Source organism: Streptomyces sp. TSRI0281, assembly GCF_001905125.1.
In the GTDB taxonomy this organism is placed as follows: Bacteria; Actinomycetota; Actinomycetes; order Streptomycetales; family Streptomycetaceae; genus Streptomyces.
The window spans coordinates 248436-272684 of record NZ_LWLE01000023.1; the positions used below are offsets into that span (position 1 = coordinate 248436).

At 71.1% G+C, this 24249-nt stretch carries 22 protein-coding genes; 9 read left to right on the forward strand and 13 right to left on the reverse strand.

What is annotated here, in order from left to right; translation table 11 throughout:
- The first annotated feature begins 27 nt into the window (after window positions 1-27).
- The gene (locus tag A6A29_RS26115) at window positions 28-594 is read left to right on the forward strand and encodes a hypothetical protein (protein WP_079183017.1); all 567 of its coding nucleotides are present in this window, start codon (window positions 28-30) and stop codon (window positions 592-594) included.
- A 63-nt stretch (window positions 595-657) separates the two neighbouring features.
- Here A6A29_RS26115 and A6A29_RS26120 read toward each other — a convergent pair whose 3' ends face one another.
- Together A6A29_RS26120 and A6A29_RS26125 are read right to left on the reverse strand one after the other, a co-directional pair.
- Window positions 658-1398, reverse strand: coding sequence for a hypothetical protein (locus tag A6A29_RS26120; protein ID WP_073723416.1), 741 nt, complete (start codon window positions 1396-1398; stop codon window positions 658-660).
- The gene (locus A6A29_RS26125) at window positions 1388-1573 is read right to left on the reverse strand and encodes a hypothetical protein (RefSeq protein ID WP_073723417.1); all 186 of its coding nucleotides are present in this window, start codon (window positions 1571-1573) and stop codon (window positions 1388-1390) included. The genes A6A29_RS26120 and A6A29_RS26125 overlap by 11 nt, the downstream gene beginning before the upstream one ends.
- Window positions 1574-1885: 312 nt before the next feature.
- Between A6A29_RS26125 and A6A29_RS26130 the strand changes: the two genes are divergently transcribed.
- Window positions 1886-3127, forward strand: coding sequence for a DUF2254 family protein (locus tag A6A29_RS26130; protein WP_073723418.1), 1242 nt, complete (start codon window positions 1886-1888; stop codon window positions 3125-3127).
- 84 nt (window positions 3128-3211) lie between these two features.
- Here the strand turns inward: A6A29_RS26130 and A6A29_RS26135 are convergent, their stop codons facing one another.
- Both A6A29_RS26135 and A6A29_RS26140 read right to left on the reverse strand, forming a co-directional pair.
- On the reverse strand, window positions 3212-3571 hold the full coding sequence (locus A6A29_RS26135) for a hypothetical protein (RefSeq protein WP_073723419.1): 360 nt from the start codon (window positions 3569-3571) through the stop codon (window positions 3212-3214).
- Complete coding sequence (locus A6A29_RS26140; protein WP_073723420.1) at window positions 3568-3909, reverse strand: hypothetical protein; 342 nt, start codon at window positions 3907-3909, stop codon at window positions 3568-3570. Before A6A29_RS26140 ends, A6A29_RS26135 begins: the two co-directional genes overlap by 4 nt.
- A gap of 183 nt (window positions 3910-4092) precedes the next feature.
- On the opposite strand from A6A29_RS26140, the gene A6A29_RS26145 reads away from it, so the two are divergent.
- On the forward strand, window positions 4093-4917 hold the full coding sequence (locus A6A29_RS26145) for a helix-turn-helix domain-containing protein (protein WP_073723421.1): 825 nt from the start codon (window positions 4093-4095) through the stop codon (window positions 4915-4917).
- Entirely contained in the window at window positions 4904-5128 is a 225-nt protein-coding gene (locus tag A6A29_RS26150) for a DUF397 domain-containing protein (protein ID WP_073723422.1), read from the forward strand. Before A6A29_RS26145 ends, A6A29_RS26150 begins: the two co-directional genes overlap by 14 nt.
- A gap of 31 nt (window positions 5129-5159) precedes the next feature.
- On the opposite strand, the gene A6A29_RS26155 is transcribed toward A6A29_RS26150, so the two are convergent.
- The 5 genes from A6A29_RS26155 to A6A29_RS26180 all read right to left on the reverse strand — a co-directional run bounded on the left by A6A29_RS26155 (window position 5160) and on the right by A6A29_RS26180 (window position 10887).
- Window positions 5160-5918, reverse strand: coding sequence for an HNH endonuclease (locus A6A29_RS26155; protein WP_241838655.1), 759 nt, complete (start codon window positions 5916-5918; stop codon window positions 5160-5162).
- Window positions 5915-7315 (reverse strand): AAA family ATPase, encoded by a 1401-nt coding sequence (locus A6A29_RS26160; RefSeq protein ID WP_079183018.1) that lies wholly within the window; start codon window positions 7313-7315, stop codon window positions 5915-5917. Before A6A29_RS26160 ends, A6A29_RS26155 begins: the two co-directional genes overlap by 4 nt.
- Before the next feature lie 314 nt (window positions 7316-7629).
- Entirely contained in the window at window positions 7630-8463 is an 834-nt protein-coding gene (locus A6A29_RS26170) for a sugar phosphate isomerase/epimerase family protein (protein WP_073723423.1), read from the reverse strand.
- Window positions 8460-9608, reverse strand: a complete 1149-nt coding sequence (locus A6A29_RS26175; protein ID WP_073723424.1) for a dihydrodipicolinate synthase family protein — start codon at window positions 9606-9608, stop codon at window positions 8460-8462. The genes A6A29_RS26170 and A6A29_RS26175 overlap by 4 nt, the downstream gene beginning before the upstream one ends.
- A gap of 127 nt (window positions 9609-9735) precedes the next feature.
- On the reverse strand, window positions 9736-10887 hold the full coding sequence (locus A6A29_RS26180; protein WP_073723425.1) for a Gfo/Idh/MocA family protein: 1152 nt from the start codon (window positions 10885-10887) through the stop codon (window positions 9736-9738).
- 132 nt (window positions 10888-11019) lie between these two features.
- Here A6A29_RS26180 and A6A29_RS26185 point away from each other — a divergent pair, with 132 nt between their 5' ends.
- Entirely contained in the window at window positions 11020-12084 is a 1065-nt protein-coding gene (locus A6A29_RS26185; RefSeq protein WP_073723426.1) for a LacI family DNA-binding transcriptional regulator, read from the forward strand.
- Between the two features lie 251 nt (window positions 12085-12335).
- Window positions 12336-13124 (forward strand): sugar phosphate isomerase/epimerase family protein, encoded by a 789-nt coding sequence (locus A6A29_RS26190; protein ID WP_073723427.1) that lies wholly within the window; start codon window positions 12336-12338, stop codon window positions 13122-13124.
- A gap of 23 nt (window positions 13125-13147) precedes the next feature.
- On the opposite strand, the gene A6A29_RS26195 is transcribed toward A6A29_RS26190, so the two are convergent.
- Complete coding sequence (locus tag A6A29_RS26195) at window positions 13148-14275, reverse strand: EamA family transporter (RefSeq protein ID WP_079183042.1); 1128 nt, start codon at window positions 14273-14275, stop codon at window positions 13148-13150.
- 102 nt (window positions 14276-14377) lie between these two features.
- On the opposite strand from A6A29_RS26195, the gene A6A29_RS26200 reads away from it, so the two are divergent.
- The 3 genes from A6A29_RS26200 (at window position 14378) to A6A29_RS26210 (ending at window position 18204) form a co-directional block, all read left to right on the forward strand.
- A complete protein-coding gene (locus tag A6A29_RS26200; protein WP_073723931.1) occupies window positions 14378-15310 on the forward strand; it encodes a LysR family transcriptional regulator in 933 nt (310 codons plus the stop codon).
- A gap of 123 nt (window positions 15311-15433) precedes the next feature.
- Window positions 15434-17260: a glycoside hydrolase family 3 protein gene (locus A6A29_RS26205; RefSeq protein WP_073723428.1), complete on the forward strand. Its 1827-nt coding sequence runs from the start codon at window positions 15434-15436 to the stop codon at window positions 17258-17260.
- A 329-nt stretch (window positions 17261-17589) separates the two neighbouring features.
- Window positions 17590-18204, forward strand: coding sequence for a hypothetical protein (locus tag A6A29_RS26210; RefSeq protein WP_073723429.1), 615 nt, complete (start codon window positions 17590-17592; stop codon window positions 18202-18204).
- A 48-nt stretch (window positions 18205-18252) separates the two neighbouring features.
- Here the strand turns inward: A6A29_RS26210 and A6A29_RS26215 are convergent, their stop codons facing one another.
- The 3 genes from A6A29_RS26215 to A6A29_RS26225 form a co-directional block, all read right to left on the reverse strand.
- Complete coding sequence (locus tag A6A29_RS26215) at window positions 18253-19737, reverse strand: S28 family serine protease (RefSeq protein ID WP_073723430.1); 1485 nt, start codon at window positions 19735-19737, stop codon at window positions 18253-18255.
- A gap of 104 nt (window positions 19738-19841) precedes the next feature.
- A complete protein-coding gene (locus A6A29_RS26220) occupies window positions 19842-20213 on the reverse strand; it encodes a hypothetical protein (RefSeq protein ID WP_073723431.1) in 372 nt (123 codons plus the stop codon).
- Between the two features lie 175 nt (window positions 20214-20388).
- Window positions 20389-24108, reverse strand: a complete 3720-nt coding sequence (locus tag A6A29_RS26225; RefSeq protein WP_073723432.1) for an ABC transporter ATP-binding protein — start codon at window positions 24106-24108, stop codon at window positions 20389-20391.
- Window positions 24109-24249: the final 141 nt, after the last annotated feature.

Sequence of the window (24249 nt, forward strand, 5' to 3'; positions counted from 1 at the left end):
ATTCCGTGACTGAGCGGAGGCGGCGGTATGCGCACGGGGGACGACGACAGGAACGATGGCAGGGACGACGTCGGCCTGAAGGAAAGAACGAACCCGCTGCCGGAAGCTCCGCGCACCTGGCCGTCCGCCCAGCAGTGGCTGGTGATTCTGGGAACTCCTGTCGTGCTCCTGGGCGTTCTGTGGCTCTTCGCCGAGTCCCACGTCCAGGAACTGCGCGACGGACAGACCGCGACCGTCATCGGCGCCGGCGGGTGCCGCGAGGGCGGCGGCCACGCGGGACCGCCGCCCTCCTGCCACGCGACCTGGCAATTCCCCGACGGTCACACCAGCAGCGGCACCGTCCCGAGCTCGTCGGTCGTGAAGGGGGACACCGTCTTCGCCGGTGAGGGCTGGGCCTACCCTTCGGCCGCGCCCGTATGGCAGCTCGTGGGCATCTTCAGCTTCATCGCGGCCTCGGTGCTGGTGGTGAACGTGGCGATCTGGGTCGTGGAATTCCGCCAGGACCGGCAGCGCCGCACCTACGAACTGCGGTACGGGCATGAGTACTTGCCCGATCCGGGAGACGCCTCCGCCCCCTCGGGCTCCGCAGCCTGACGCGGCGTCGATGCCGCCAGGCCGGGACAACTCCAGGTGCAGCGACCGGTGTTACGCGTTCCCCTACGGCCAGTACAGCTTCACGTCGTCCGTGGCCGGGCGCGCGGCTGGAATGGTCGGCTCGGTCACCGTGTATCCCAGCTGACGCAGCACCCGGGCAGCCACGTCGGGGGCATCCCGCACCGCTGTTTTGAGCTGCATGGTCCGCCAGATGCGGAGATGCCTCTCGATCACCGTCTTCCAGCCCGGCGCGGTGTCGATCGCGAACTCACGGTGGAGGAACAGCAGCACGTCCTCCAGCGAAGGGCGCATCCGGTGACCGCCGACCGGGAAGTGAATCTCCGACAGCCGGGGCAGCTTGTCCCGCCTCAGCCCCTGCTTCGGCCGCCCCCGGTCCGCCAGGCGCAGGAGGTACGCCATCTCGTCCCGGTGCGCGTGGACCTGTACGTGCGCGCCCGGCGGCTCCTTGCTGTTGCGCACGTACTCGTACCGCAGGAGAGGATCCGGGACCCCCTCGTAGAAGACATGGACATCCGCCTGGTCGGTCGCCATGAACGTGCTCGAACCGTCCCAGCAGCAGTAGAAGCGGGCCATGAGGCTGAGCCGGGGCTCGCCGCCGATGCTGACCGGGATCCGCTGCATGACCTCGTCGTCACGTATGGGCGAGACCCTGATCTTGGAACCCATGTTGATCGCGTGGAAACGCGGGGTGTCCGCACCGAGGACGCCCCGCGTCAGGTCGGTCAGTTGGTCGGCGAACCCGGCCGCCAGCTCAACAAGGGCCTTCGCCTCTTCAGCTGTCACCTTCGAGAAGGTAGTCGAGACCTTCGATGGTGTGCCACACGTCCAACTCGTCCATGCTGAGGCTGTACATGGCGGCGCGTTCGGCGAGCTGGTCGTAGCTCATGTTCACGTCGGCCAGCAGCTGTGCGCGCTGAGTCTCCAGCTGATCACGCGTCTTGTGGATCACAGTCGGCATAACTCGCTCCCCGGTGTCGATGGCCTCAGTGAAGCAGGGCCCACTGACAATGGTGTTGCCGCCCCAGCGAAATGTCACCCTCACGGGGCCCAACAACTCGCTACCCGTAACCCGCCGCACGAACCCGGGGATACCGGGGTGGCCGCTCGCACCGGGGTCGTTTCGCGCCGCCGCTCATGTGCGCCGGGAGGCCGTCCGGCCTTCGTGGGGAGAGACTGTCCCTATGCGGACCGCTCTGTTCTCCGTGCGGGGAGCAGCCGTCCTCATGCGGCGGAAGGCAGCACAGGTGACGGGCGTGAGAGGACCGGCACGATGAGCGCGATCCCCGGCGGCGGGCCTGCCCCGTTGCGACGCAGCCGACAGGCTCGGGCCGGACTGGTGCAGCTGTTGTGCGCCCTGTCAGGGGTGGCCCTGGGCCTGTTCGTTCCGAGGATCACCGGTGGTCCGGACATGCCCGCGCGCCAGGTGGCCGATCTGCTGCTGACTCTGGGCTTCGGCGTGCTCGGCACGACGGCCGTGATCTTCTCGCTGCTGTTCCTGGTGGTGCAATGGGCGCACACCAGCTTCACCCCCCGCCTGACCCTGTTCCGTCGGTCCCCGATCGTCTGGAGGACCTTCGCCCTGGCGATCGGCCTGGCGGTCTTCTGTGTCACGGCCGCGCTGACGATCGGCGACAGCTCAAAGGTGACGGTCGCCGTTCCGGTCGTCACCGCGATTCTGCTGCTGGCGATGCTGACCCTGTTGCGGACCCTGCTGCTGCGGGCTCTCGCCTCGATCCAGCTCGCCCCGGTCCTGCACTCGATCATTGAGCGGGGGACTGCCGCCCTGGACACGCTCTACCCCTCGGGAGCCACGCCGGCGGCCTCGGATCGCCCTGTGACCGAGGGCCCACCGGCTGCCACCGTCAGCTGGCCGAAACCCACGGCGGTGCTTCAGCAGATCGACGTAAAAGAGCTGCGGGAGTCGGCCCGGGAAGCGGGCGCGATCATCGTGCTGGACAAGGCTCCGGGCGCCACCCTGCACCGAGGGGCGAAGATCGCCGACGTGTACGGCTCCGCCGTGGTGGACGCCACGGTCCTGGGGGCGCTGGCCACCGGGCTGGAGCCGACATTCGAGCAGGACCCGATGCTCGCCTTCCGCCTGCTGGCCGACATCGCGCTCAGGGCCCTCTCCTCCAGCATCAACGACCCCGCGACCGCCGTGCAGGCCCTGGACGGTGTGGAGGATCTGCTCAGCGGTTCCGCCGCGAGCCGTGCGAGGGACGCCGGCCCTTTGCGGGTCACCGGCCCCGACGGTGTGGTGCGGGTCGTGATCCCGCGGCCCACGTGGGAGGACTTCATGCGTACGGGCATCGACGACGTCGTCGTGGCCGCGCTGAACTCCCCTTTGGTCCTCACCCGCCTCCGCACCCTGCTGACGGATCTGGAACCCGGCGCCCACCCTCACGGCCGGGACCTGCTGAACCGGCGACGCGCGTGGGTGGAGCGCGAGATGGCCGACCGGTTCCCCGTGCTGTGGCGGGAAACCTCACCGGAGCCGCCCGGCAGGACCTGAACCGGCCCCGTACCCCGTGCCCCGTGCCCCGGAGATGGGCGGGAGCCGGTAACAGCCCGGGGACTCGTCAGGCCGTCGGCCGACTCACCGGATCCCGACGTCCGGTTCTCGATGCCCCGGTGGGCCGTTGTCCGCACCAGAGCCGATCGCACTCAGTCGCGAACCCCGGCTCTCCGCGACGCGTTTGACCTCTTCCAGCGACTCGCTCAGTCGGCTGGCGAGGAAATGAAGCTCCGCTCCGGTGACCCTCTGGTCCGCCAGCAGGTCGGCGGCGTGCCCGAGCAGGTCGTCCGCCATATCGAGTTGTACGTACTCCATGTCGTCCGCCATCCGTGACACATAGCCCGTGCCATCGCCCAGGACGTAACTCGGCTTGCCCTCCGCCCCCGTGCAGGGCAGCAGCCTGAACGTGTGGTGCTCGCCCTGCTCCCTCTCCCCGCTCACGCGGCGGCCCCGCCCCGGTGAGGAGGCTGGAGCTGGGGCCCGATGTCCACACCGTGTACGGCGACCAGCGGTCCCCCGCGACGGACGCGCTGCCGTCGCCGCTCAGCCGCCAGCCCTTCGGCCTGCTCCCTCTCGTACGCGACGAAGTACGGGCGTACCAGCGGGCTGTCCTCCCCGCGCGGGGGACGCTCGCCGGTGCGGTAGGCGGTCGGCCCGCCGACGTAGTCGCAGGAGTAGGGGTGGACGTACGCGTAGGTGTCCAGCGGGTGCCGTTGGTGCCGTACGGGGATCAGCAATCGCAGCACCGGCTCCATGAACCGGGCGATAGCGTGCTTCATGTCAGCCTGCTCTCTCGGGATGACCAAGCCCCCGGACCGGTTGCGTCGGTCGCGGGGGTCTCTTCATGCGTCGGCGCCACTTCTTTCCGTAGCCAACCCATCACAGAGTGGGGTCACGAGTCGCTACGATTCCAGGGGGTCGGGGATGACAGCACGCTGGTCAAGTCAGGGAGTTGGGCTTGCATGAGGACGAACCGAAGGCCGCGCACGCCGCGGGAGAAGTACGGCGAGGAGCTGAGGCTTCGACGGCTGGCGGCCGGGCTGACGCAGGAGGCTCTGGCAGAACTGGTGGTCTGCTCGCCCACGTTGATCAGCCACTTCGAGGCGGGTCGGCGACTGCCGAGCCCGGACGACGCCCAGCGGATCGACCGCGCCCTGGGGACGGACGGGTTCTTCGCACGGTGGCTGGAGGACCTGGACACGAAGTACGCGGACCACTTCGCCGCCGTGGCCGAGCTGGAGACGCAGGCGACTCTCATCCAGCAGTTCGCGCTCTCGCTGGTGCCGGGACTGTTCCAGACGGACGGCTACGCACGCGCACTGTTCCAGGCGTACCGGCCCAACCACCTCCGGGAGGAGATTGACAAGGACGTCGTCATCCGAACACAGCGTGCCCGCGTCCTTGACGGCCCTCTGAAGCCAGTCCTGTGGACCATGCTGGACGAGGCGGTGCTACGGCGCAGGGTCGGCGGGCCTCAGGTCATGGCGGAGCAGCTGAACAAGGTCGCGGACATGGCCGAGAACGGGCGGCTGCGGCTGCATGTGCTGCCATTCGGCGTGGGAGCTCACTCTCTCCAACAGAGCCTGCTGACGTTGCTGAGCTTCGCGGACTCCGCGCCGGTGGCGTACGTTGAAGGCTTCCAGACAGGCAACTTGATGGACGATCCGGGCCTGGTGGCCTCCAGCCGCACGGCCTACGATCTGGCCCTGAGCGATGCGATGTCGCACCAGGAATCACTGGCCCTTGTGCGGGCGGCAGCAGAGGAACACGAACATGGTCACCAGTAAGCGGAGCGTTGCGGACTCGACCACCCTCTCCGGGTGGTTCAAGTCCAGCTACAGCGGCGGAGATCAAGGCGAGTGTCTTGAGGTCGCCGTCGGCTACGCCTCCGCTCCCGTCCGCGACAGCAAGGCCCCCACCGGCCCAGCCGTCCTCTTCTCCCCCGACGGCTGGTCATCCTTCGTCACGGCGATCAAGAACGGCCACCTCACCGCCTGACCCACACCGAACCCCGTACGCCGGGGCGACGTCATGCCCGTGCCAGGAAGGCCGCACGCAAGGCCCGGTCACGGAGGAAACCAAGGGTCTCCTCCTCGCCGTCGAAGAGCAGGTCCGCCGCCGGGTGGCCGGACTGGTGGAACATCGCGGCCAGGACGTCCGCGAGCGGTCGGTTCCAGGCGACCCGGACGACCTCCGCCGCCTTGCTGTGCTGGCCCCGGCCCGTGGCGATGCTCCAGAACTCGACCGCATGCCTGGCGGCCCCGTACGCCGTCCTGCGCCCATCGACGAGGACTCCGCGCGAGTTGAGGCCGAACACTTCTATGCACGCGTCGCCCTGAGGCGTCAGCCCTTTGTACGTACACAGGGGCAAGACCAGCCGCAGGTGCTCCAACGGGTCCTGGAGCGTGGGGTCGAGGAGCAGCGGGCTGCCGTCCCCCTCGGAGCGGGGGAAGCCGTCCCGCTTCTGGTTGCTGTTGCAGTACGAGCAGGCCAGCAGGTGGTTGAGCCACTCGAAGGTACGCAGTGGAGCAAGGCTCTTCGGCTCGAAATGATCGATGTCCGTGCCCTGACCGTCGCCGCAGTACATGCAGCGCTGGTGGCCGGGGGCCATGTCCGCGAGGGAGGCGAGGAGACCGTCGCGAACGCGGCGGCGGACGGTGGTGTGGGCCCACAGGTCAGCCGCCCTGGCTTTGCGATCGGTCTCGGCGGCCTGCTCGATCTGCTGGGTGTACGTCGTGAGGTGTGCCGCCGTGTCCGGGGGTAAGTCGGTGCGTTCCAGCCGGATCACTGCGCCTCGCCACCCTCTCCGTCCCTGATCTCTCCAGCGATGCGGTGGAGTTGGGCGGACATCTCATGGACCCGTGCCGCCGGGGAACTGGCGAGCAGGTCCTTCAGTTCCTTGTAGCGCGCGACGGTATCCGGTGAGGTGTCGCCCTCGTACACCTTGGACTCCAGGGCGACGAACTCCGCCCGCAAGTGTTCGGCCCGCTCCGAGTACGGAGTATCGAGTCCGAAGAGCTCGGAGAGGACCGCGTCGTCACCGCTGCCGTAAACCACTCGCTCGTACAGGTCCTCCCACACCACCTCGGGGGCTACGTCCTCCTCCACACCTGGCAGCCGGATCAGGCCGCCGGGGTCGGCCGCCTGGCAGATGTACGGGCTGTGGGTCGTCACGATGAACTGGATGTGGGGGAAGTGCGAGGTCAGCCAGGGGCCGATGCGGCGCTGCCAGGACACGTGGAGGTGGGCGTCGATCTCGTCGATGATCACGACACCGGGCACCTGGAGGGGGCTTGGTCCGTCCTCGTTCCCCTCTCCGGCGAACGCCTCGTCGCCGAAGGTGTCGTGAATCTGCTTCAGCAGGTCGACAACGAGCGCGGCCACCGTGCGGAAGCCGTCGCTCATCTCCCGCAGCGGGAACCGGTGGCCGTCGCGCGTGACCCACAGCCCCTCGGAGTCGACGTCCTCCACCCGGTAGCCGTCAGGAAGAAGTCCGTCGCCCAGGACGGAAAGCGCGGCCCACTTGAGCGCTGCGGCGCCCTCCCGGCCTTCGAGCGCGCGCAGATGCTGCTCGATCAGCCAGGCGACGCCCTCGGCCAGTGAGGCGTCCTCGTGGAACAGGCTCGCCTGCCGGGCCACCGGTCCGGAGGCCAGCATCAGCCGCTGCACTTCGCCCGATCCTCCGGCCATGCGCCGGAACGGACCGTAGGCGGCGCAGAACCAGCCCACCGGGTTGTCGGCCCAGGGGCCGCGCTGAGCAGGACTGGCGCTGCTGACCCTGGGGTGGGGTCTGATCCCCTCCAGCGCAGGCTGAGCGCCCCTGCGTGCTCCCGTTCCGTCGGCGGGGGCTGTCCACCGCAGACCCGCCCAGAACGTGTTCTGGGTACGCCCCGAGGCCGTGAACCTGTCAAGGGCAGCATCCCTGACGACTTCGGCCTCCGCAGTGGCATGGTCGGCCCCGCGCGACATCCAGTTCTCGAACCCCTGGACCAGGCCCCGTGCCGCCACCGGTCCGCTCAGGGCCAGCGCCAGCGCCCGGAGCAGCGTCGTCTTTCCCGAGCCGTTCCGTCCCGCGAGGACGGTCCAGCCGGCGTGCGAGCCGTCCGGGCGGGTCAGTGTCAGGTCGACGACGCGCGGACCGTGGAACGACTTGATGTTCTCGACGCGCACACGGGAGACGTACATGGGTGGCTGTTCCGTCCATGGGGAGGGGCGGGGCGGAAGTCGCTGCGCAGCGGCCGGCCCTCGAAGCGCTCCTCGACCACCGTACGGTACGGACGGCTCTCGATCCGGTGCGGACGGGCCGGGGAAGAGCGCCCCCGGATAAACGGAATGGGGCCCGGCCTCGCGGCCGGACCCCCCTCGCTCTCCCCTCCCGTCGGGCTTCCCGATCCCCCCGGACCCCTCCCCGGAAGTCCCGACGCCCTGTGTGACCCGGCAGGGTACGTAAAGGTTGCATCCCTTTGCGACCTCTTTACCCTGGGCCGTTCACAGGGCTCTCAACAGGCATGTTCCAGGTATCGGGCCGCGACTTCGGCGAGGACTTCGGCGCCGTCGCGGGCCCACAGGGCCTCGTTGAAGATTTCGACCTCGATGGGTCCGTCGAAGCCCGCCGCCTCGACCAGGCGTCGCCAGGCGCGGAAGTCCACGCTGCCGTCGCCGAGTTGGCCGCGGCCCACCAGAACGCCCGCCGGAAGCGGGGTGATCCAGTCCGCCAGCTGGAAGGAGCGGATACGGCCGCCCTCCCCCGCCCGTGCGATCTGCGCGGGCGCCTGGTCGTCCCACCAGATGTGGTACGTGTCGACGACGACCCCGACCTGGTCGGCGGGGAAGCGTTCCGCGATGTCGAGGGCCTGGCCGAGCGTGGAGACCACGCAGCGGTCCGAGGCGAACATCGGGTGCAGCGGTTCGATCGCGAGGCGTACGCCGCGCTCGGCCGCGTACGGGCCCAGTTCGGCGAGGGCGTCCGCGATGCGTTCGCGGGCGCCGTGCAGGTCGCGGCTGCCGGGCGGGAGGCCGCCCGAGACGAGGACCAGGGTGTCGGTGGACAGGGCTGCCGCCTCGTCCACCGCCGCCCGGTTGTCGTCCAGGGCGCGGGCCCGTTCGGCCGGGTCGAGCGCGGTGAAGAAGCCGCCCCGGCACAGGCTGGTGACGGAGATCCCCGCGTCCTTGAGCAGGCTCGCCGTGCGCTCGACGCCGTACTCCTGGACCGGCGCACGCCACAGGCCGACCTTGCCGATGCCCGCCTTGACGCAGCCCTCCGTCAGCTCGGGCAGCGACCACTGCTTGATGGTCTCCTGGTTGAGGGAGAGGCGGGCGAGGTCGTCGCTCATCGGGTTCCTCCGTGGACCGCGAGCAGGGCCCGCATCCGGGACTCGGCCAGCTCGGGGTCGGGGAACAGGCCCAGCCGGTCGGCCAGTTCGTACGCCTTCGCCAGGTGCGGCAGCGAGCGGGCGGACTGCATCCCGCCGACCATCGTGAAGTGCTCCTGGTGGCCCGCCAGCCAGGCGAGGAAGACCACGCCCGTCTTGTAGAAGCGGGTGGGGGTCCGGAACAGGTGACGCGACAGCTCGACCGTGGGGTCCAGGAGATCCCGGAAGCCCTGGGTGTCGCCGGTGTCCAGTACCCGTACCGCGTGCGCCGCCAGCGGGCCGAGCGGGTCGAAGATACCGAGCAGCGCGTGGCTGAAGCCCCGGTCGTCGCCCGCGATCAGTTCCGGATAGTTGAAGTCGTCGCCGGTGTAGCAGCGGACCCCGCCGGGAAGGCGGCGGCGGACGTCGATCTCGCGCTCCGCGTCCAGGAGGGAGATCTTGATGCCGTCCACCTTGTCCGGGTGCTCGGCGATGACCTTCAGGAACGTGTCGGTCGCGGCGTCGAGGTCCGCGCTGCCCCAGTAGCCGTCCAGCGCGGGGTCGAACATCGGGCCGAGCCAGTGCAGGACGACCGGTTCGACTGCCTGGCGCAGCAGGTGTGCGTACGTCTCCAGGTAGTCCTCGGGGCCCTTCGCCGCCGCCGCGAGCGCGCGGGAGGCCATCAGGATGGCCTGGGCCCCGCTCTCCTCGACCAGGGCGAGCTGCTCCTCGTACGCCGCGCGCACCTCGGCGAGCGTGGCCGGGCCGGCCGGGAGCTGGTCGGTGCCGACACCACAGGCGATGCGCCCGCCGACCGCCTTCGCCTCGGCGGCCGAGCGGCGGATCAGTTCGGCCGCGCCCGCCCAGTCCAGGCCCATGCCGCGCTGGGCGGTGTCCATCGCCTCGGCGACACCCAGGCCGTGCGACCACAGGTGGCGGCGGAAGGCGAGGGTGGCGTCCCAGTCGACGGCCGCCGGGTCGTCGGCGCTGACGTCCGCGTACGGGTCGGCGACGACGTGGGCGGCGGAGAAGACCGTACGGGAGGCGAGCGGGGCCTTGCCCGGGGCCAGGTCGAGCGGGGTGGCGCGGGGTTCGTAGGGGCCCTGCGGGAGGTGGATGGTGCTCATGGGGTCAGCTCCGGGTGCGGAGGGTGGGTCGTCGCGGCGTCAGCGGTGGCGGCTCCGGAGCCCCGGAACGCCGGGTGCGGAGGTCGGGTCGTCGCCGGTCCGGCGCCCGCGTACACGGCGCCGGGCGTCACAGCGTCAGCTCCGGGACGTCGAAGCGACGGCCCTCCGCCGACGACTTGAGGCCCAGCTCGGCCAGTTGCACGCCGCGCGCGCCGGCCATCAGGTCCCAGGTGTAGGGCTCGTCCAGCGCGACGTGGCGCAGGAACAGCTCCCACTGGGCCTTGAAGCCGTTGTCGAAGACCGCGTTGTCGGGGACTTCCTGCCACTGGTCGCGGAACGACTCGGTGACCGGGAGGTCCGGGTTCCAGACCGGCTTGGGCGTGGCCGAGCGGTGCTGGACCCGGCAGTTGCGGAGTCCGGCGACGGCGGAGCCGTGGGTTCCGTCGACCTGGAACTCGACCAGCTCGTCGCGGTTGACGCGTACCGTCCAGGAGGAGTTGATCTGTGCGACGGCGCCGCCCGCCAGCTGGAAGATGCCGTACGCGGCGTCGTCGGCGGTCGCGGCGTAGGGCTTGCCCTGCTCGTCCCAACGCTGCGGAAGGTGCGTCTGGACGTGCGCCTGGACCGTGGTGACCTGGCCGAACAGCTCGTGGAGCACGTACTCCCAGTGCGGGAACATGTCGACGACGATGCCGCCGCCGTCCTCGGCGCGGTAGTTCCACGACGGGCGCTGGGCCTCCTGCCAGTCGCCCTCGAAGACCCAGTAGCCGAACTCGCCGCGCACGGAGAGGATCTCGCCGAAGAAGCCGCCGTCGATGAGGCGCTTCAGCTTCAGCAGGCCCGGCAGGAAGATCTTGTCCTGGACCACGCCGTGCTTGATCCCGGCGTCACGGGCCAGCCGGGCCAGCTCCAGGGCGCCTTCGACATCCGTGGCGGTGGGCTTCTCGGTGTAGATGTGCTTGCCCGCCGCGATCGCCTTCTTGATCGCCTCGACGCGCGCCGAGGTGACCTGGGCGTCGAAGTAGATGTCGATGGTGTCGTCGGCCAGCACCGCGTCCAGGTCGGTCGACCACTCGGTCAGACCGTGCCGCTCGGCGAGCTCCCGCAGCGCGTGGGCCCTGCGGCCGACGAGCACGGGTTCGGGCCACAGCACCTCGCCGTCGCCGAGGTCGAGGCCGCCCTGCTCGCGGATCGCGAGGATCGAGCGCACCAGGTGCTGCCGGTATCCCATGCGACCCGTGACGCCGTTCATGGCGATGCGCACTGTCCTGCGTGTCACGAAGTTCCCTCCATACAGCCGTAGCAAGCGCTTTCTATCGAGGATGACGCTAGCCTGCCGACAGCGGCCCGGACAAGAGGGGACGCGCCGATAACTCCTCGGTATCTCCCCGTGACCTCTCGGAGGACAGTGATGACAGTCACCCTGGCGGACGTGGCGGCCCGCGCCCGGGTGTCCCCGGCCACGGTCTCCCGCGTACTGAACGGGAACTACCCGGTGGCCGCGTCGACGCGGGAACGGGTCCTGCGCGCCGTGGACGACCTGGACTACGTGCTCAACGGGCCGGCCAGCTCGCTCGCGGCGGCCACCTCGGATCTGGTCGGCATCCTGGTCAACGACATCGCCGACCCGTTCTTCGGGATCATGGCGGGAGCCGCCCAGACCGAGATCGGCGGGCCCGGCGACGGCTCGGGCCGCGCGGGCGGCGAGAAGCTGGCCGTCGTCTGCAACACCGGCGGCTCCCCGGAGCGCGAGCTCACCTACCTCACCCTGCTCCAGCGCCAGCGCGCCGCCGCCGTCGTGCTCACCGGCGGCGCGGTGGAGAGCCCCGCCCACCGGGCCGCGATGTCCGCGAAGCTGGCCAAGCTCGCGGACGCGGGCACCCGGATCGTGTTCTGCGGGCGGCCCCCGCTGCCGGACAGCGACGCGGTGCTGGCGGCCCTCGCCTTCGACAACCGGGGCGGCGGGCGACGGCTGACCGAGCACCTGATCTCGCTCGGCCACCGGCGGATCGGCTATGTCGCGGGCCCGCTGGAGCGGACCACCACCCGCCACCGCCTGGAAGGCCACCGGGACGCGATGCGCGCGGCCGGGCTGACCGGCGACGAGGACCGCCTCACCGTCCACGGCCCGTACGACCGGCGCTCCGGCTACGAGGCCACCCTCGAACTCCTGCGCCGCGAACCGGAAGTGACCGCGATCGTGGCCGCGAACGACACGGTGGCGCTGGGCGCCAGTGCCGCGGTACGGGACCGGGGGCAGCGCATCCCCCAGGACGTCTCGGTGGCGGGCTTCGACGACCTGCCGTTCTCGGTGGACGCCGTACCGGCCCTGACGACCGTACGGCTGCCGCTCTTCGAGGCGGGTGCCCGCGCGGGCCGGCTCGCGATGGGCAAGGAGACCCCGCCGCCCGGCGGCGTCGCGACGATCGCGGCCGAACTGATGGTGCGGGGGTCGACGGCACCGCCTCGGGCGTGACCCTCCGTAACCCCACGAAGGCCCCGCCGGGGCGGGACCCTGCCGTCCCGGTGTCCCGCCACCCTGGCCGCCCCGCTGCCCTCGCCGTCCCGCCGCCCCGCCACCCCGCCGCACTGCTCCAATGGCGTTGTCACGTGCGTCGGCTCCCTGAGCAGGGGTAGGTGTACGGGACACCCCGGGCCGATGATGTGGGCGTCGCCGCTCGTGTCGCCCGGGGCGGTGGCACGTACCGATGTGGAAGGAACACGCACGTGAAGCTCGCTTTCTCGACCCTCGGAGTGCCGGGGATGCCGATAGCCGAGGTCATCCGGCTCGCCAATGAGCACGGGTACCAGGGGGTGGAGCTGCGCACCCACCCGGAGGAGCCGGTGCACCCGGGGCTCTCGCTGCTCGAACGCGCCGATGTGGTCGAGGAGTTCAAGGCGGGCGGGGTCGAGATCCTGACCCTGGCCGGATACGTACGGGTGGCGTCCGCAGGTGACGACGAGCCGGTCCTGGCCGAGCTGGCCGAGCTGATGAAGCTCGCCCGCGACCTGGGTGCGAAGAACGTCCGGGTCTTCCCCGGCGGCGGTGGCCAGGACCAGGACGTGGCCGACGCGACCGCCGCCCGCAGGTTGGGGGCCGCCGCGCCGGACGCCGCGGACATGGGCGTGCGCATCCTGCTGGAGACCCATGACTCGCACCGGGCGGGCGTCGACGTGGCCCGGGTCGTCGGTACGGTCGGGCACCCGCAGATCGGTGCGCTCTGGGACATCATGCACACGTGGCTGGCGGGCGAGGAGCCGGTCGCGAGCCATGCGGTCCTGGCCCCCCACCTGGGCTACGTCCAGGTGAAGGACATCGCGTCGGCGGAGGACATCGCGCCGCTGGGCCTGGGCGCCGGGGTGCTGCCGCTGCGCGCGTGCCTGGACACGCTGGACCCGGACAGCTGGGTGTGCTGGGAGTACGAGAAGCGCTGGCACCCGGATGCGCCGGAGCTGGCGGGGCTGCTGAGCGCAGGGCGCGAGCACCTGCTGCGGCTCGGAGCGCCGAAGCAGTAGGGGAGCGCGGACGCGCCGACGACCTACCGGGCCCCCAGCGCGTCCGGCTTCCGCTCCGGCCGCTCCGGACGCTCCGGCCGTTCCGCACGCTCCGGCCGCTCCGGCTGATCCATCTGCTGCCCCGTCGGCACCACCGGATCGGTCGGAGCGGTCGGCGCCACCGGACCGGTCGCATCCGCCTGACCGGTCGGAGCGGTCGGCGCCACGCGATCGGTCGCGCCTGCCCGAGCGGTCGGAGCGGTCGCGCCTGCCGGATCGGTCGGGCCGGTCGGATCTGCCGGAGCGGTCGGCGTGCGGCGGGTGCCCGCCAGTGAGGTGAGCGCCACCCCGCCGACCAGCAGCGCCGCCGCGCACCAGCGCAGCGGGCCGACCGGTTCGCCGAGCAGCAGCGCCGCCGAGGACATCCCGAAGACCGGGACGAGCAGGGTGAACGGGGCCACGGACGAGGCCGGGTACCGGCCGAGCAGGAAGCTCCAGGCGCCGAAGCCGAACACCGTGGTGATCCAGGCGACGTAGAGGATGATCCCGGCGCCGCTCCAGTCGAGCGCGGCCAGCGCCTCGGCGTCGCGGTCCCACCCCTCGAAGACCAGGGACAGGCCGAGCAGCGGGAGCACGGGCACGGCCGAGACCCAGACCATGAAGTTGAGGGGGTCGGGCGGGGCGGCCCTGCGGGTCAGCACGTTCGACACGCCCCAGCAGGCAGCCGCCGCGATCACGAGGACGAAGGCGAGCACCGGCCCGCTCGCGCCCTCGTCGACCGCGGCCACCCCGATGCCCACGAGGGCGACGCCCATCCCCCACACCTTGGTCCTTCCCGGCCGTTCACCGAGCGCCAGGGCCGCGAACAGGGCGGTGAAGACCGCCTGGACCTGGAGGACGAGGGAGGAGAGTCCGGCGGGCATCCCGCGGTCCATACCGAGGAAGAGCAGGCCGAACTTCCCCACTCCGAGGACGAGCCCGACCCCCACGATCCACTTCCAGGCGACCTTGGGCCGGCCGACGAGGAAGACGGCCGGGAGCGCGGCCGCCAGGAATCGCAGGGCGGAGAAGAGCAGCGGCGGGAAGTGGTCGAGACCGATCTCGATGACGACGAAGTTCACACCCCAGACGGCGGCGACGAGCGCGGCCAGGGCAATGTGGAGGGGACGCATGGATCGAGCATCGGCCGCGAGGACCATGTAGCACCAGCGCGGATTTCTTCATGGTGGAATTGAGCATCACTAATGATTCCGACCGGCTCCCGCGAGGTCACGATGCTCGATCTGTCCCGGCTGCGCGCCCTGCACGCCGTCTCCGTCCACGGCTCCGTCGCGGGCGCCGCGGCAGCGCTCGGCTACACCCCGTCGGCGGTCTCGCAGCAGATCACCAAGCTGGAGCGGGAGACCCGGACCACCCTGCTGGAGCGGCGCGGGCGCGGTGTCTCGCTGACCGAGGAGGCCCTCCACCTGGTCACCGCGGCCCAGCAGTTGCTCGCGATCGTGGAGCGGGCCGAGACGACGCTGGAGGAGCGCAGGGGGCTGCCCACGGGGCGGTTGTCGATCGGCGCCTTCGCCTCCGCGGCGCGCGGCCTGCTGCCGGGGGTGCTGGCGGAGCTGGACCGGGACCACCCCGCGCTGGAGGTCCGGATGACCGAGGTGGACCCGCATCTCTCGGTCGACCTGGTGGCCAAGGGCGTCGTCGATCTGGCGGTCGCGCACGACTGGGACATCGCGCCGCTGCCCGCTCCCGAGGGGGTGGCACAGGCGGTGATCGGGGACGACCGGTGCGATCTCCTGGTGCCCGGGCGGCACGCCCTCGCCGGTCGGGACGCGGTGCGGCGGGAGGAGCTGGCGAAGGAGCGGTGGATCTGCCAGCCGCCGGGGACGGTCTGCCACGACTGGCTCGTACGGACACTGCGGGCGGCGGGCTACGAGCCGGACATCCGGCACCGGGCCGAGGAGAACCACACCCAGCTCGCCCTGGTCGCGGCCGGGCTCGGGGTCGCGATGATCCCCCGGCTGGGGCGGGGGCCACTGCCCGCAGGGGTGGTGGCGGTGCCTCTCGATCCCGTACCGGTACGGAGGCTGTACGCGCTGTGGCGTACGGAGGCGGCCCGTCGGCCCGCGATCACCGCGGCGGTCTCGGCGCTCCAGGCGCACGGGATGGCGGCGGGGCTGGTCCGAGCCCCCGCGCGCGCCGGCACATGACGGTTTGCCCCTCAATCGGCACCCTTCACCGAAGGTGGCCGGGCGGGGCCCCTTGACCGGTAGTTACTTTCCATATATCCGTACCTTCTTGGAAGTTTCTTTCAGTCCCAGGAAGGAGCCCACGTGCACCACCGCACCTCCCGGCGCACTCTTCTCACGGCTACCGCGGCCACCGCCGCCGCGGCCGCCACCGGCGTCGTCGCCGTCCCCGCCGCCGCGCAGTCCGCGAGCGCCTCCACCGACCGCCGGCTCAAGCGGCTCATCAGTCGGATGAGCCTGGAGGAGAAGGTCGGCCAGCTCTTCGTGATGCGGGTGTACGGGCACTCCGCCACCGACCCGGACCAGGCGGACATCGACGCGAACCTCAAGGAGATCGGGGTCCGCACCGCCGCCGAGCTGATCGACAAGTACCACGTCGGCGGCATCATCTACTTCGTCTGGGCGCACAACACCCGCGACCCGCACCAGATCGCCGACCTCTCCAACGGCATCCAGCGCGCCGGTCTCGCCGGCCCCCACTCCGTACCGCTCCTGATCTCCACCGACCAGGAACACGGCATCGTCTGCCGCGTCGGCGAACCCGCCACCCTGCTGCCGGGCGCGATGGCGCTCGGCGCGGGCGGCTCGCACTCCGACACCCGCCGGGCCGCCCGGATCGCGGGCGACGAGCTGGCCGCCCTGGGCATCGTGCAGAACTACGCGCCGAACGCCGACGTGAACGTCAATCCGGCCAACCCGGTGATCGGCGTACGCTCCTTCGGCTCCGACCCGCGGTCGGTGGCCGGGATGGCCACCGCCCAGGTGAAGGGGTACCAGGGAGCCGGGATCGCCGCCACGGCCAAGCACTTCCCCGGCCACGGCGACACCAACACCGACAGCCACAGCGGGCTGCCGTTCATCCACCACACCCGGGAGCAGTGGGCCGAGCTGGACGCCCCGCCCTTCCGCGCCGCGATCGCCGCGGGCATCGACTCGATCATGACCGCGCACATCGTGGTGCCCGCGCTCGACGCCGCCGAGGACCCCGCGACACTGTCCCGGCCCATCCTCACCGGCGTCCTGCGCGAGGAGTTGGGCTACGACGGGGTCGTGGTCACCGACGCGCTCGACATGAAGGGCGTACGGGAGAAGTACGGCGACGACCGCGTCCCGGTCCTCGCGCTCCGGGCGGGCGTCGACCAGCTGCTGAACCCGCCGAACCTCGCCGTCGCCTGGAACGCCGTGCTGGCGGCCGTCAGGAGCGGGGAGATCAGCGAGGCCCGGATCGAGGAATCGATCCTGCGCATCCTGCGGCTGAAGACGAAACTGGGCCTGTTCCGCGACCCGTTCGTCACCCACCGGGGCGTCGACCGCACCGTCGGCACCCGCGCGCACCTGGCCGCCGCCGACGGCATCGCCGAGCGTACGACCACGCTGCTCACCAACCCCGGTGCGCTGCTGCCGCTGTCCCGCCGCTCCCACCGGAAGCTCCTCGTGGTCGGCGCCGACCCGGCCTCGCCGTCCGGCACGACGGGCCCGCCGACCACCACGCTCGCCGGTGCCTTCGGCGAGCTGGGGTACACGGCGACCGCCCTGTCCACCGGCACGGCCCCGGACCCGGCGAAGATCGCCGAGGCGGTGGCCGCCGCGCGGGGCAAGGACGCGGTGATCGTCGGGACGTACAACCTCTCGGCGACCAGCAGCCAACTCGCTCTGGTCAAGGCCCTCGTGGCGACCGGCGTCCCGGTCGTCACCGTGGCGATCCGCAACCCGTACGACATCGCCCAGCTGACCGGTACGGGCGTCGCTGCGAGCCTGGCCGCGTACTCCTGGACGGACGTCGAACTGCGGGCGGCGGTACGGGTGATCGCGGGCCGCGCCGAACCGGAGGGCAGGCTCCCGGTCCCGGTGCAGCGCGCGGACGACCCGGCCCGGGTGCTGTACCCGGTCGGCTACGGGCTGTCCTACTAGGAGGCGTTCGCCCGACGACGGCAGCGTGACGGTCGTGCCACCGCGCACGACGGCCGGGCTGCCGTCGCGCCCCCTCCGCACGTCGATCCGCACCACCTCCGCACGCCGGTCGCGCCACCGCGCACCGACGCGCACCGACGCGCACGACGCGGCCGACGCCAAGTTCCCTCGGCACCCGGCGTGTTCCCGCTCCGGCGGACCACGCCGGGTGTACGTCTTGACGGGACGTATCGGGGGTTCCTCTCATGCACAGCACGCACAAGCGACGCCACGGGCGCCGTTCCTCCGCGGTGGGGCGAGGGGCGCGCCCCGCACGCGTACCCCTGCTGATGCTGGTGGCCGCCGCTGCCGCCGCGCTCTCGCTGACCGCCTGCGGGCAGCCCGTCGACACCCCGGACGACCGGGGGTCTTCGCGGGGCGGCTCCGCGCCGACGGCGTACGGGGTGGTGTTCCTCGGGCCCGCCGACTGCAGTTCGCGCGGTGCCGAGGTACGTGAAGTGTCCTGCCGCAGCGAGAAGGCCATGGCCCGGGTGCTGGCCCGGCATCTCGGAGCCGCGACCGCGGGCCCGTCCTGCCCTCCCCCGACCGACTTCGTCCTGCACATCTCGGAGACCGGCGACAGCGCGCGGAGCCGCCTCACCCGTGGCTACGCCTGCATGCGCAATCTGGAGCCGCCGCATCCGGGCGACCCGGGGCAGGGCGGCGGACCGCTGACGCGCGTCGGTGACTGCGTCCGGCACTCACGCGGGGGCACGGGCGGGGGTGAGGACACGGGCGAGGTGGTGGGCGAGGTGGAGGAGACCGCGTGCGACGGATCGGGCGCGCGGGCACCGGAGTTCGAGGTCATGTCGGCGGTGCGGCTGCGCGCGCGCTGCCCGGACACCACGGACCTCGTCGTCACGCTGGGCGGCGACAGGGCCGTGGGCTGCGCCCGCCGGATCTGAGGTACGGAACCGGCGGGCACAGCCCACTGTTTCGGTGATCAGCCGCGGTTACGGGCGCAGGGTGCCCTGACCGCGATCGACCTCACCGTTGCGCTGGTCGAGCCGCGCGTCGAACTTCGCGAGCGGCTTGGCCTTCGCCGGGTCCGCGTCGACGGCCGCCGGGGCGACCCCCGCCCAGCGCAGGATGGCGGCGGTGGCCTTCGCCTTCTCGTCGGCGACGAGACCGGAGACCTTGGAACCGTGGTTGCCGCCCGGCACCGTGTAGACGTAGCTGTCACGGGCGCCGTGGCCGAGGCGGAAGGGCTCCGCACCCCACGGGTCGTTCTGCCCGTAGACGTACATCATCCGCTTGGCGTTGTGCTTCACCCACGTGTCCACGTCCCGCATCACCGACGGCCGGAACTTCATCGGGATGGTGCGGGGCACGAAGTTGCGGGGCGGCTGGTAGCCGTAGCGGCTCAGGTTGCCGAGCCACGGCTGCTTGATGTCGGGCGAGCCGAGCTGCGTACCCGCCTGGTAGTAGTACGGCGTGTACGTCTCCAGGCCCTCGTCGGCGTAGGCCGAGAAGCCGGAGATCCCGTCGATCGAGTCCCAGATCGCCTGGTCGGTGGCGTTCCGCGCGTTGGCGGGGATGTCGGCGCAGTCGGCGAGCAGGCTGTACTGCCAGAACGCCCAGATGTAGTCCATGACGACGGCCTCGTAGGCACGGTCGAGCGAGCCGACCGTGTTGAAGGTGAGGCCGTTCGCGGCGGCGTACTCCTTGTACTTCTTCTCCAGCGGACCGCGGCGGATCAGCGCCTCGCGCTGGACCCCGTTCAGCTTGTCGCGGCACTCCTTGGTGCCGACGTTCGCCAGGAACCGGTCGTACGCCGAGTCCTCCTTGTTGACGACGTCGTTGGGCGCGACATACGCGACGACGCCGTCCATGTCCTTCGGGTAGAAGCGCTCGAAGTACGTGGCGGTCATGCCGCCCTTGGAGCCACCGGTGGTCAGCCAGTTCTTCGAGTAGAGCTTCTTCAGCGCCTTGAACACCCGGTGCTGGTCGCTGGCGGCCTGCCAGATGTCGAGCTTGGACCAGTCGGCGGGCGCCGGGCGGGACGGGGTGAAGAAGCGGTACTCCAGGGAGACCTGGTTGCCGTCGATGATCTGCGTCGGCTCACTGCGGCTGGGGTTGGTCGAGACGTTGTAGCCGCTGGTGAAGAAGACCGTCGGGCGGCTCGTGTCCTTGTGCAGCAGGGTGATGCGCTGCTGGAACGTGCCCTTGGACGGGTGCCGGTGGTCGACCGGCTGGGTGTAATTGAGGACGAAGAAGCGGTAACCGGGGTACGGCTTCTCCTCGATCAGACTCATTCCCGGGATGGCCAGGATGCGGTCCTTGATGTCCTCGCTGCTGGAATCACTGCTTCCGGCAACGCTGCTGCCCTGCTTCGCGGTCGGTTCCGCGGCGGTGGCCGCACCGGCCGAGGCCCCCGTCGCACTCACTGTGCCTATGAGCACCGCGAGCGACAGAACCCCTCTGAGCGCCTTGCGCATGCACCCTCCCCTAGTTTCACGACATTCGCCGTGAACCTAGCCGGGGCAACACGCGCCACGCCAGACCTGACTGACCACATACTTCACGGGGTCCCCGCAGAACGTCAGCAGAGGATCCATCCGGTGGAGGCCGATGAGCCCCCGACCGAGCCGGTCGCCCGGACGCAGCGGTTCAGCGCATGGACCGTCACCGGGCCCGCCAGTTTGGTGTAGGTGCCGCTGTCGGTCACCGCCCGGCCGCCGCGCGGCTGGAGCGAGACGCTCATCGCCCGACGCTTCCCCGGCTTCTTGGCGACGGTGACGGCGCAGGCGTACGCACGGCTCTTGTACACGCGCAGCTCCCCCTTGGCGAACGCCACCGTCTTCGCCGGGCGTCCGGAGCAGGACGAGGCGGCGTGCGCGGCGGGGCCCACGGGGGTGCCGAGCACCAGGCCCACGGCCGCGAGGAGCGGCAGGACGAGCAGCCGTACGAGCATCGGCCTGCTCCCCCGTCCGGACGGCTTCGACGTACTCAGCGGTCTCACCACCCCATCGAACATACGTATCTCCACCCGCCACATGCGCGTATACGCGTACGACGCGGGAGACCGCCCAACGGTTGCACGCGGCACGCCACGTGACGCGTGCCGGGCGGTGTGTTCGCCCCCGCCCTCAGACCCCCGCCGGCTCGTCCTCGCCGATGAACGTGCGCCACAACCGGGCGTACTGCCCGTCCCTGGCCAGCAGCTCGTCGTGCGTGCCGTCCTCGACGACCCGGCCGTGGTCCATCACCACGACCCGGTCGGCGCGGGCGGCCGTGGTCAGGCGGTGGGCCACGACCAGCGTCGTGCGGCGGCCGGTGAGCCGGTCGGTGGCCTGGTTGACCAGGGCCTCGGTCGCCAGGTCCAGGGCCGCGGTGGCCTCGTCGAGCAGCAGGACGTCCGGGTCGACGAGTTCGGCGCGGGCGAGCGCGACGAGCTGGCGCTGGCCGGCCGAGAGGTTGCGGCCCCGCTCGGCGACCTCGTGCAGATAGCCGCCGTCCAGCGTGGCGATCATGTCGTGCGCGCCGACCGCCCTGGCCGCCGCCTCCACCTGTGCGTCGGTGGCGTCGGGCAGCCCGTAGGCGATGGCGTCGCGGACCGTACCGGCGAAGAGGTACGCCTCCTGCGGTACGACCCCGAGGCGGTGCCGGTAGGCGGTCATGTCGAGCTTGCGCAGATCGGTGCCGTCGGCGGTGACCCGGCCGCCCGTGGGGTCGTAGAACCGGGCGACGAGCTTGACGAGGGTCGACTTGCCCGCGCCCGTCTCCCCGACGAAGGCCACCGTCTGACCTGCCGGAATGTGCAGGTCGATGCCGGTCAGGGCCTCTTCCTCACCGCCGTACGCGAAGGACACGTCCTCGAACGCGATCTCGCCGCGCAGCGACAGCACGTCCATCGGCTCGTCGGGGTCCTCGGTCGAGGTGGGCTCCTGGAGCAGTTCCTGGATGCGGCCGAGCGACACGGTGGCCTGCTGGTAGCCGTCGAAGACCTGGGAGAGCTGCTGCACGGGGGCGAAGAACAGGTCGATGTAGAGGAGGTACGCGACCAGCGCACCGGTGGTCAGCGTGCCGTTGTCGACCCGGCCCGCGCCGACGATCAGCACGGCCGCCGCGGCGACCGAGGACAGCAGCTGGACGAACGGGAAGTAGATGGAGATCAGCCACTGGCCGCGCACGCGGGCCTCGCGGTAGTGGTCGCTGTGCTCGGCGTACCGCCGGACACCGTCCCGCTCGCGGCCGAACGCCTGCACGATCCGCAGTCCGGAGACGGACTCCTGGAGGTCGCCGTTGACGGCGCTGATGCGCTCACGGGCCAGTTCGTAGGCCTGGACGCTCTTGCGGCGGAAGAAGACGGTTCCGATGATGAGCACCGGCAGCGTCGCGAAGACGACCAGGGCCAGCTGGACGTCGAGGACCAGCAGCGCGACCATGATGCCGAAGAAGGTGACGACGGAGACGAAGGCGGTGACGAGGCCGGTCTGGAGGAACGTGGACAGCGCGTCCACGTCCGTCGTCATCCGGGTCATGATCTTGCCGGTCAGTTCGCGCTCGTAGTAGTCGAGGCCGAGCCGCTGGAGCTGCGCGAAGATCTTCAGGCGCAGGGAGTAGAGCACCCGCTCGCCGGTGCGGCCCGTCATCCGGGTCTCGCCGACCTGGGCCACCCACTGCACGAGTACGACGAGCAGCGCGATCGCGGAGGCCGCCCAGACCGCGCCGAGCGCGAGCCGGTTGACGCCCTCGTCGATGCCGTGCCGGATCAGTACGGGCAGGAGCAGACTCATGCCCGCGTCGACGGCGACGAGCGCCAGGCTGACGAGCAGCGGAAGGCCGAAGCCGCGCAGCAGCCGGCGCAGCCCGTAGGACTCCTCGGCCTGCACGGCGCGTGCCTCGTCGATGGCGGGAATGTCCGTGGCGGGCGGCAGCGCGTCGACCTGGGCGAGCAGCTCGGGGGTGGCGGGCATGCCGGCCAGCGCCGCGTCGCGCGGTACTTCCTTGCGGATCCACAGATCGGGGGTGATGCCCCGCTCGGCGTCGAACTCGGCGTCCAGCTCCTCCTGGAACGCGCGGTCGTCCTCGGCCGTCGCACCGGTGTCCACGGGCAGGTGGCCCGGCGAGGTGCCGCCCAGCTCGTCCGGGTCGGTGAGCAGGCGGCGGTAGAGGGCGGAGCGCTGTTCCAGTTCCTCGTGCGTACCGATGTCGGCGAGCCGTCCGCCGTCGAGGACGGCGATCCGGTCGGCGAGGCCGAGGGTGGAGCGGCGGTGGGCGATGAGCAGGGTGGTGCGGCCCGCCATCACCTGCTTGAGCGCCTCGTGGATCTCGTGCTCGACGCGGGCGTCGACGGCGGAGGTGGCGTCGTCGAGGAGGAGCAGCCGGGGGTCGGTGAGGATGGCGCGGGCGAGCGCGACACGCTGGCGCTGGCCGCCGGAGAGGGTGAGCCCGTGCTCGCCGACCGTGGTGTCGTAGCCGCGGGGCAGCTCGGCGATGAACCGGTCGGCCTGGGCGGCGCGGGCGGCCTGCTCGATCTGCTCCTGGGTGGCGTCCGGGGCGCCGTACGCGATGTTGGCGCGGATGGTGTCGGAGAACAGGAAGCTGTCCTCCGGTACGAGGCCGATGGCGGCCCGGAGCGATGCCTGGGTGAGTTCGCGGACGTCGTGGCCGCCGACCAGGACGGCGCCGTGCGTCACGTCGTAGAAGCGGGGCAGCAGGAGCGAGACGGTGGACTTGCCGCTGCCGGACGCGCCGACGAGGGCGACGGTCTCGCCGGGCTCGATGGTGAGCGAGAAGCCGTCGAGGACGGGCCGCTCGTGGTCGTAGCCGAACCGTACGTCGTCGAACTCGATGCTCGCCGGGGCGTCGGCCGGGAGCTCCTTCGTACCGTCGTCGATCGTCGGCTCGGTGTCGATCAGCTCCAGGACCCGCTCCACACCGGCCCGTGCCTGCTGGCCGACGGTGAGGACCATCGCGAGCATCCGGACGGGGCCGACGAGCTGGGCGAGGTAGGTGGAGAAGGCGACGAACGTACCGAGGGTGATCTCGCCCTTCGTCGCCAGCCAGCCGCCGAGGGCCAGCATCGCGACCTGGCCGAGCGCGGGCACGGCCTGGAGGGCGGGGGTGTAGCGCGCGTTCAGCCGTACGGTGCGCAGCCGCCCGGCGAAGAGCTTGCGCCCGACCTCGCGGAGTTTGCCGGTCTCCTGCTCCTCCTGCCCGAACCCCTTGACGACCCGGACGCCGGAGACGGCGCCGTCGACCACTCCGGCGACGGCGGCGGCCTGGCTCTGGGCGTACCAGGTGGCGGGGAAGAGGCGGTTGCGCGAGCGGTGGGCGATGAACCAGAGCGCGGGGGCGACGGCGAGGGCGACGAGCGTCAGCAGCGGCGACAGCCACGCCATGATGCCCAGGGAGATGAGGAAGAGCAGGACGTTCCCGATGGTCATCGGGAGCATGAAGAGCAGGCCCTGGATCAGCTGGAGGTCGCTGGTGGCGCGCCCGACGACCTGGCCGGTGGACAGTTCGTCCTGCCGCCTTCCGTCCAGGCGGGTGATCGTCGCGTACATCTCCGTACGCAGATCGTGCTGTACGTCGAGGGCGAGGCGGCCGCCGTAGTACCGCCGGATGTACGTGGCGATGTAGACGAGGACCGCCGCGGCTATGAGGAGGCCGGTCCAGACGGCCAGGGAGCGGGTGTGGTCCGTGACGACGTCGTCGATGATCACCTTGGTGATCAGCGGGACGAGCGCCATCACGGCCATTCCGGCGAGCGAGGAGCCGAGCGCGAGCATGACATTGCGCCGGTACCGCCATGCGTACCCGGTCAGCCGCCGGCCCCACCCCTGTTGGTCTGCGCCCGTCACCGATGCCTCCCGTTCGACCCCATGTTCGCCTGATCTACCGGAAGGCACCAACGCCGCGAGCAGTGGATTTCATCCCGCCGCAACAAAAGGGGGCCCCATGGCGGAGGCCGAACGGGGCGGAACCGGGACCCACGGCGTACG

Excerpts from the sequence above, each read along its gene's own strand:
- A6A29_RS26115 (WP_079183017.1), top strand. The coding sequence starts at position 28 with ATGCGCACGGGGGACGACGACAGGAACGATGGCAGGGACGACGTCGGC.
- A6A29_RS26125 (WP_073723417.1), bottom strand. The coding sequence starts at position 1,573 with ATGCCGACTGTGATCCACAAGACGCGTGATCAGCTGGAGACTCAGCGC.
- A6A29_RS26130 (WP_073723418.1), top strand. The coding sequence starts at position 1,886 with ATGAGCGCGATCCCCGGCGGCGGGCCTGCCCCGTTGCGACGCAGCCGA.
- A6A29_RS26140 (WP_073723420.1), bottom strand. The coding sequence starts at position 3,909 with ATGAAGCACGCTATCGCCCGGTTCATGGAGCCGGTGCTGCGATTGCTG.
- A6A29_RS26145 (WP_073723421.1), top strand. The coding sequence starts at position 4,093 with ATGAGGACGAACCGAAGGCCGCGCACGCCGCGGGAGAAGTACGGCGAG.
- A6A29_RS26150 (WP_073723422.1), top strand. The coding sequence starts at position 4,904 with ATGGTCACCAGTAAGCGGAGCGTTGCGGACTCGACCACCCTCTCCGGG.
- A6A29_RS26160 (WP_079183018.1), bottom strand. The coding sequence starts at position 7,315 with ATGTACGTCTCCCGTGTGCGCGTCGAGAACATCAAGTCGTTCCACGGT.
- A6A29_RS26170 (WP_073723423.1), bottom strand. The coding sequence starts at position 8,463 with ATGAGCGACGACCTCGCCCGCCTCTCCCTCAACCAGGAGACCATCAAG.
- A6A29_RS26175 (WP_073723424.1), bottom strand. The coding sequence starts at position 9,608 with ATGAGCACCATCCACCTCCCGCAGGGCCCCTACGAACCCCGCGCCACC.
- A6A29_RS26185 (WP_073723426.1), top strand. The coding sequence starts at position 11,020 with ATGACAGTCACCCTGGCGGACGTGGCGGCCCGCGCCCGGGTGTCCCCG.
- A6A29_RS26195 (WP_079183042.1), bottom strand. The coding sequence starts at position 14,275 with ATGCGTCCCCTCCACATTGCCCTGGCCGCGCTCGTCGCCGCCGTCTGG.
- A6A29_RS26200 (WP_073723931.1), top strand. The coding sequence starts at position 14,378 with ATGCTCGATCTGTCCCGGCTGCGCGCCCTGCACGCCGTCTCCGTCCAC.
- A6A29_RS26210 (WP_073723429.1), top strand. The coding sequence starts at position 17,590 with ATGCTGGTGGCCGCCGCTGCCGCCGCGCTCTCGCTGACCGCCTGCGGG.
- A6A29_RS26215 (WP_073723430.1), bottom strand. The coding sequence starts at position 19,737 with ATGCGCAAGGCGCTCAGAGGGGTTCTGTCGCTCGCGGTGCTCATAGGC.
- A6A29_RS26220 (WP_073723431.1), bottom strand. The coding sequence starts at position 20,213 with ATGCTCGTACGGCTGCTCGTCCTGCCGCTCCTCGCGGCCGTGGGCCTG.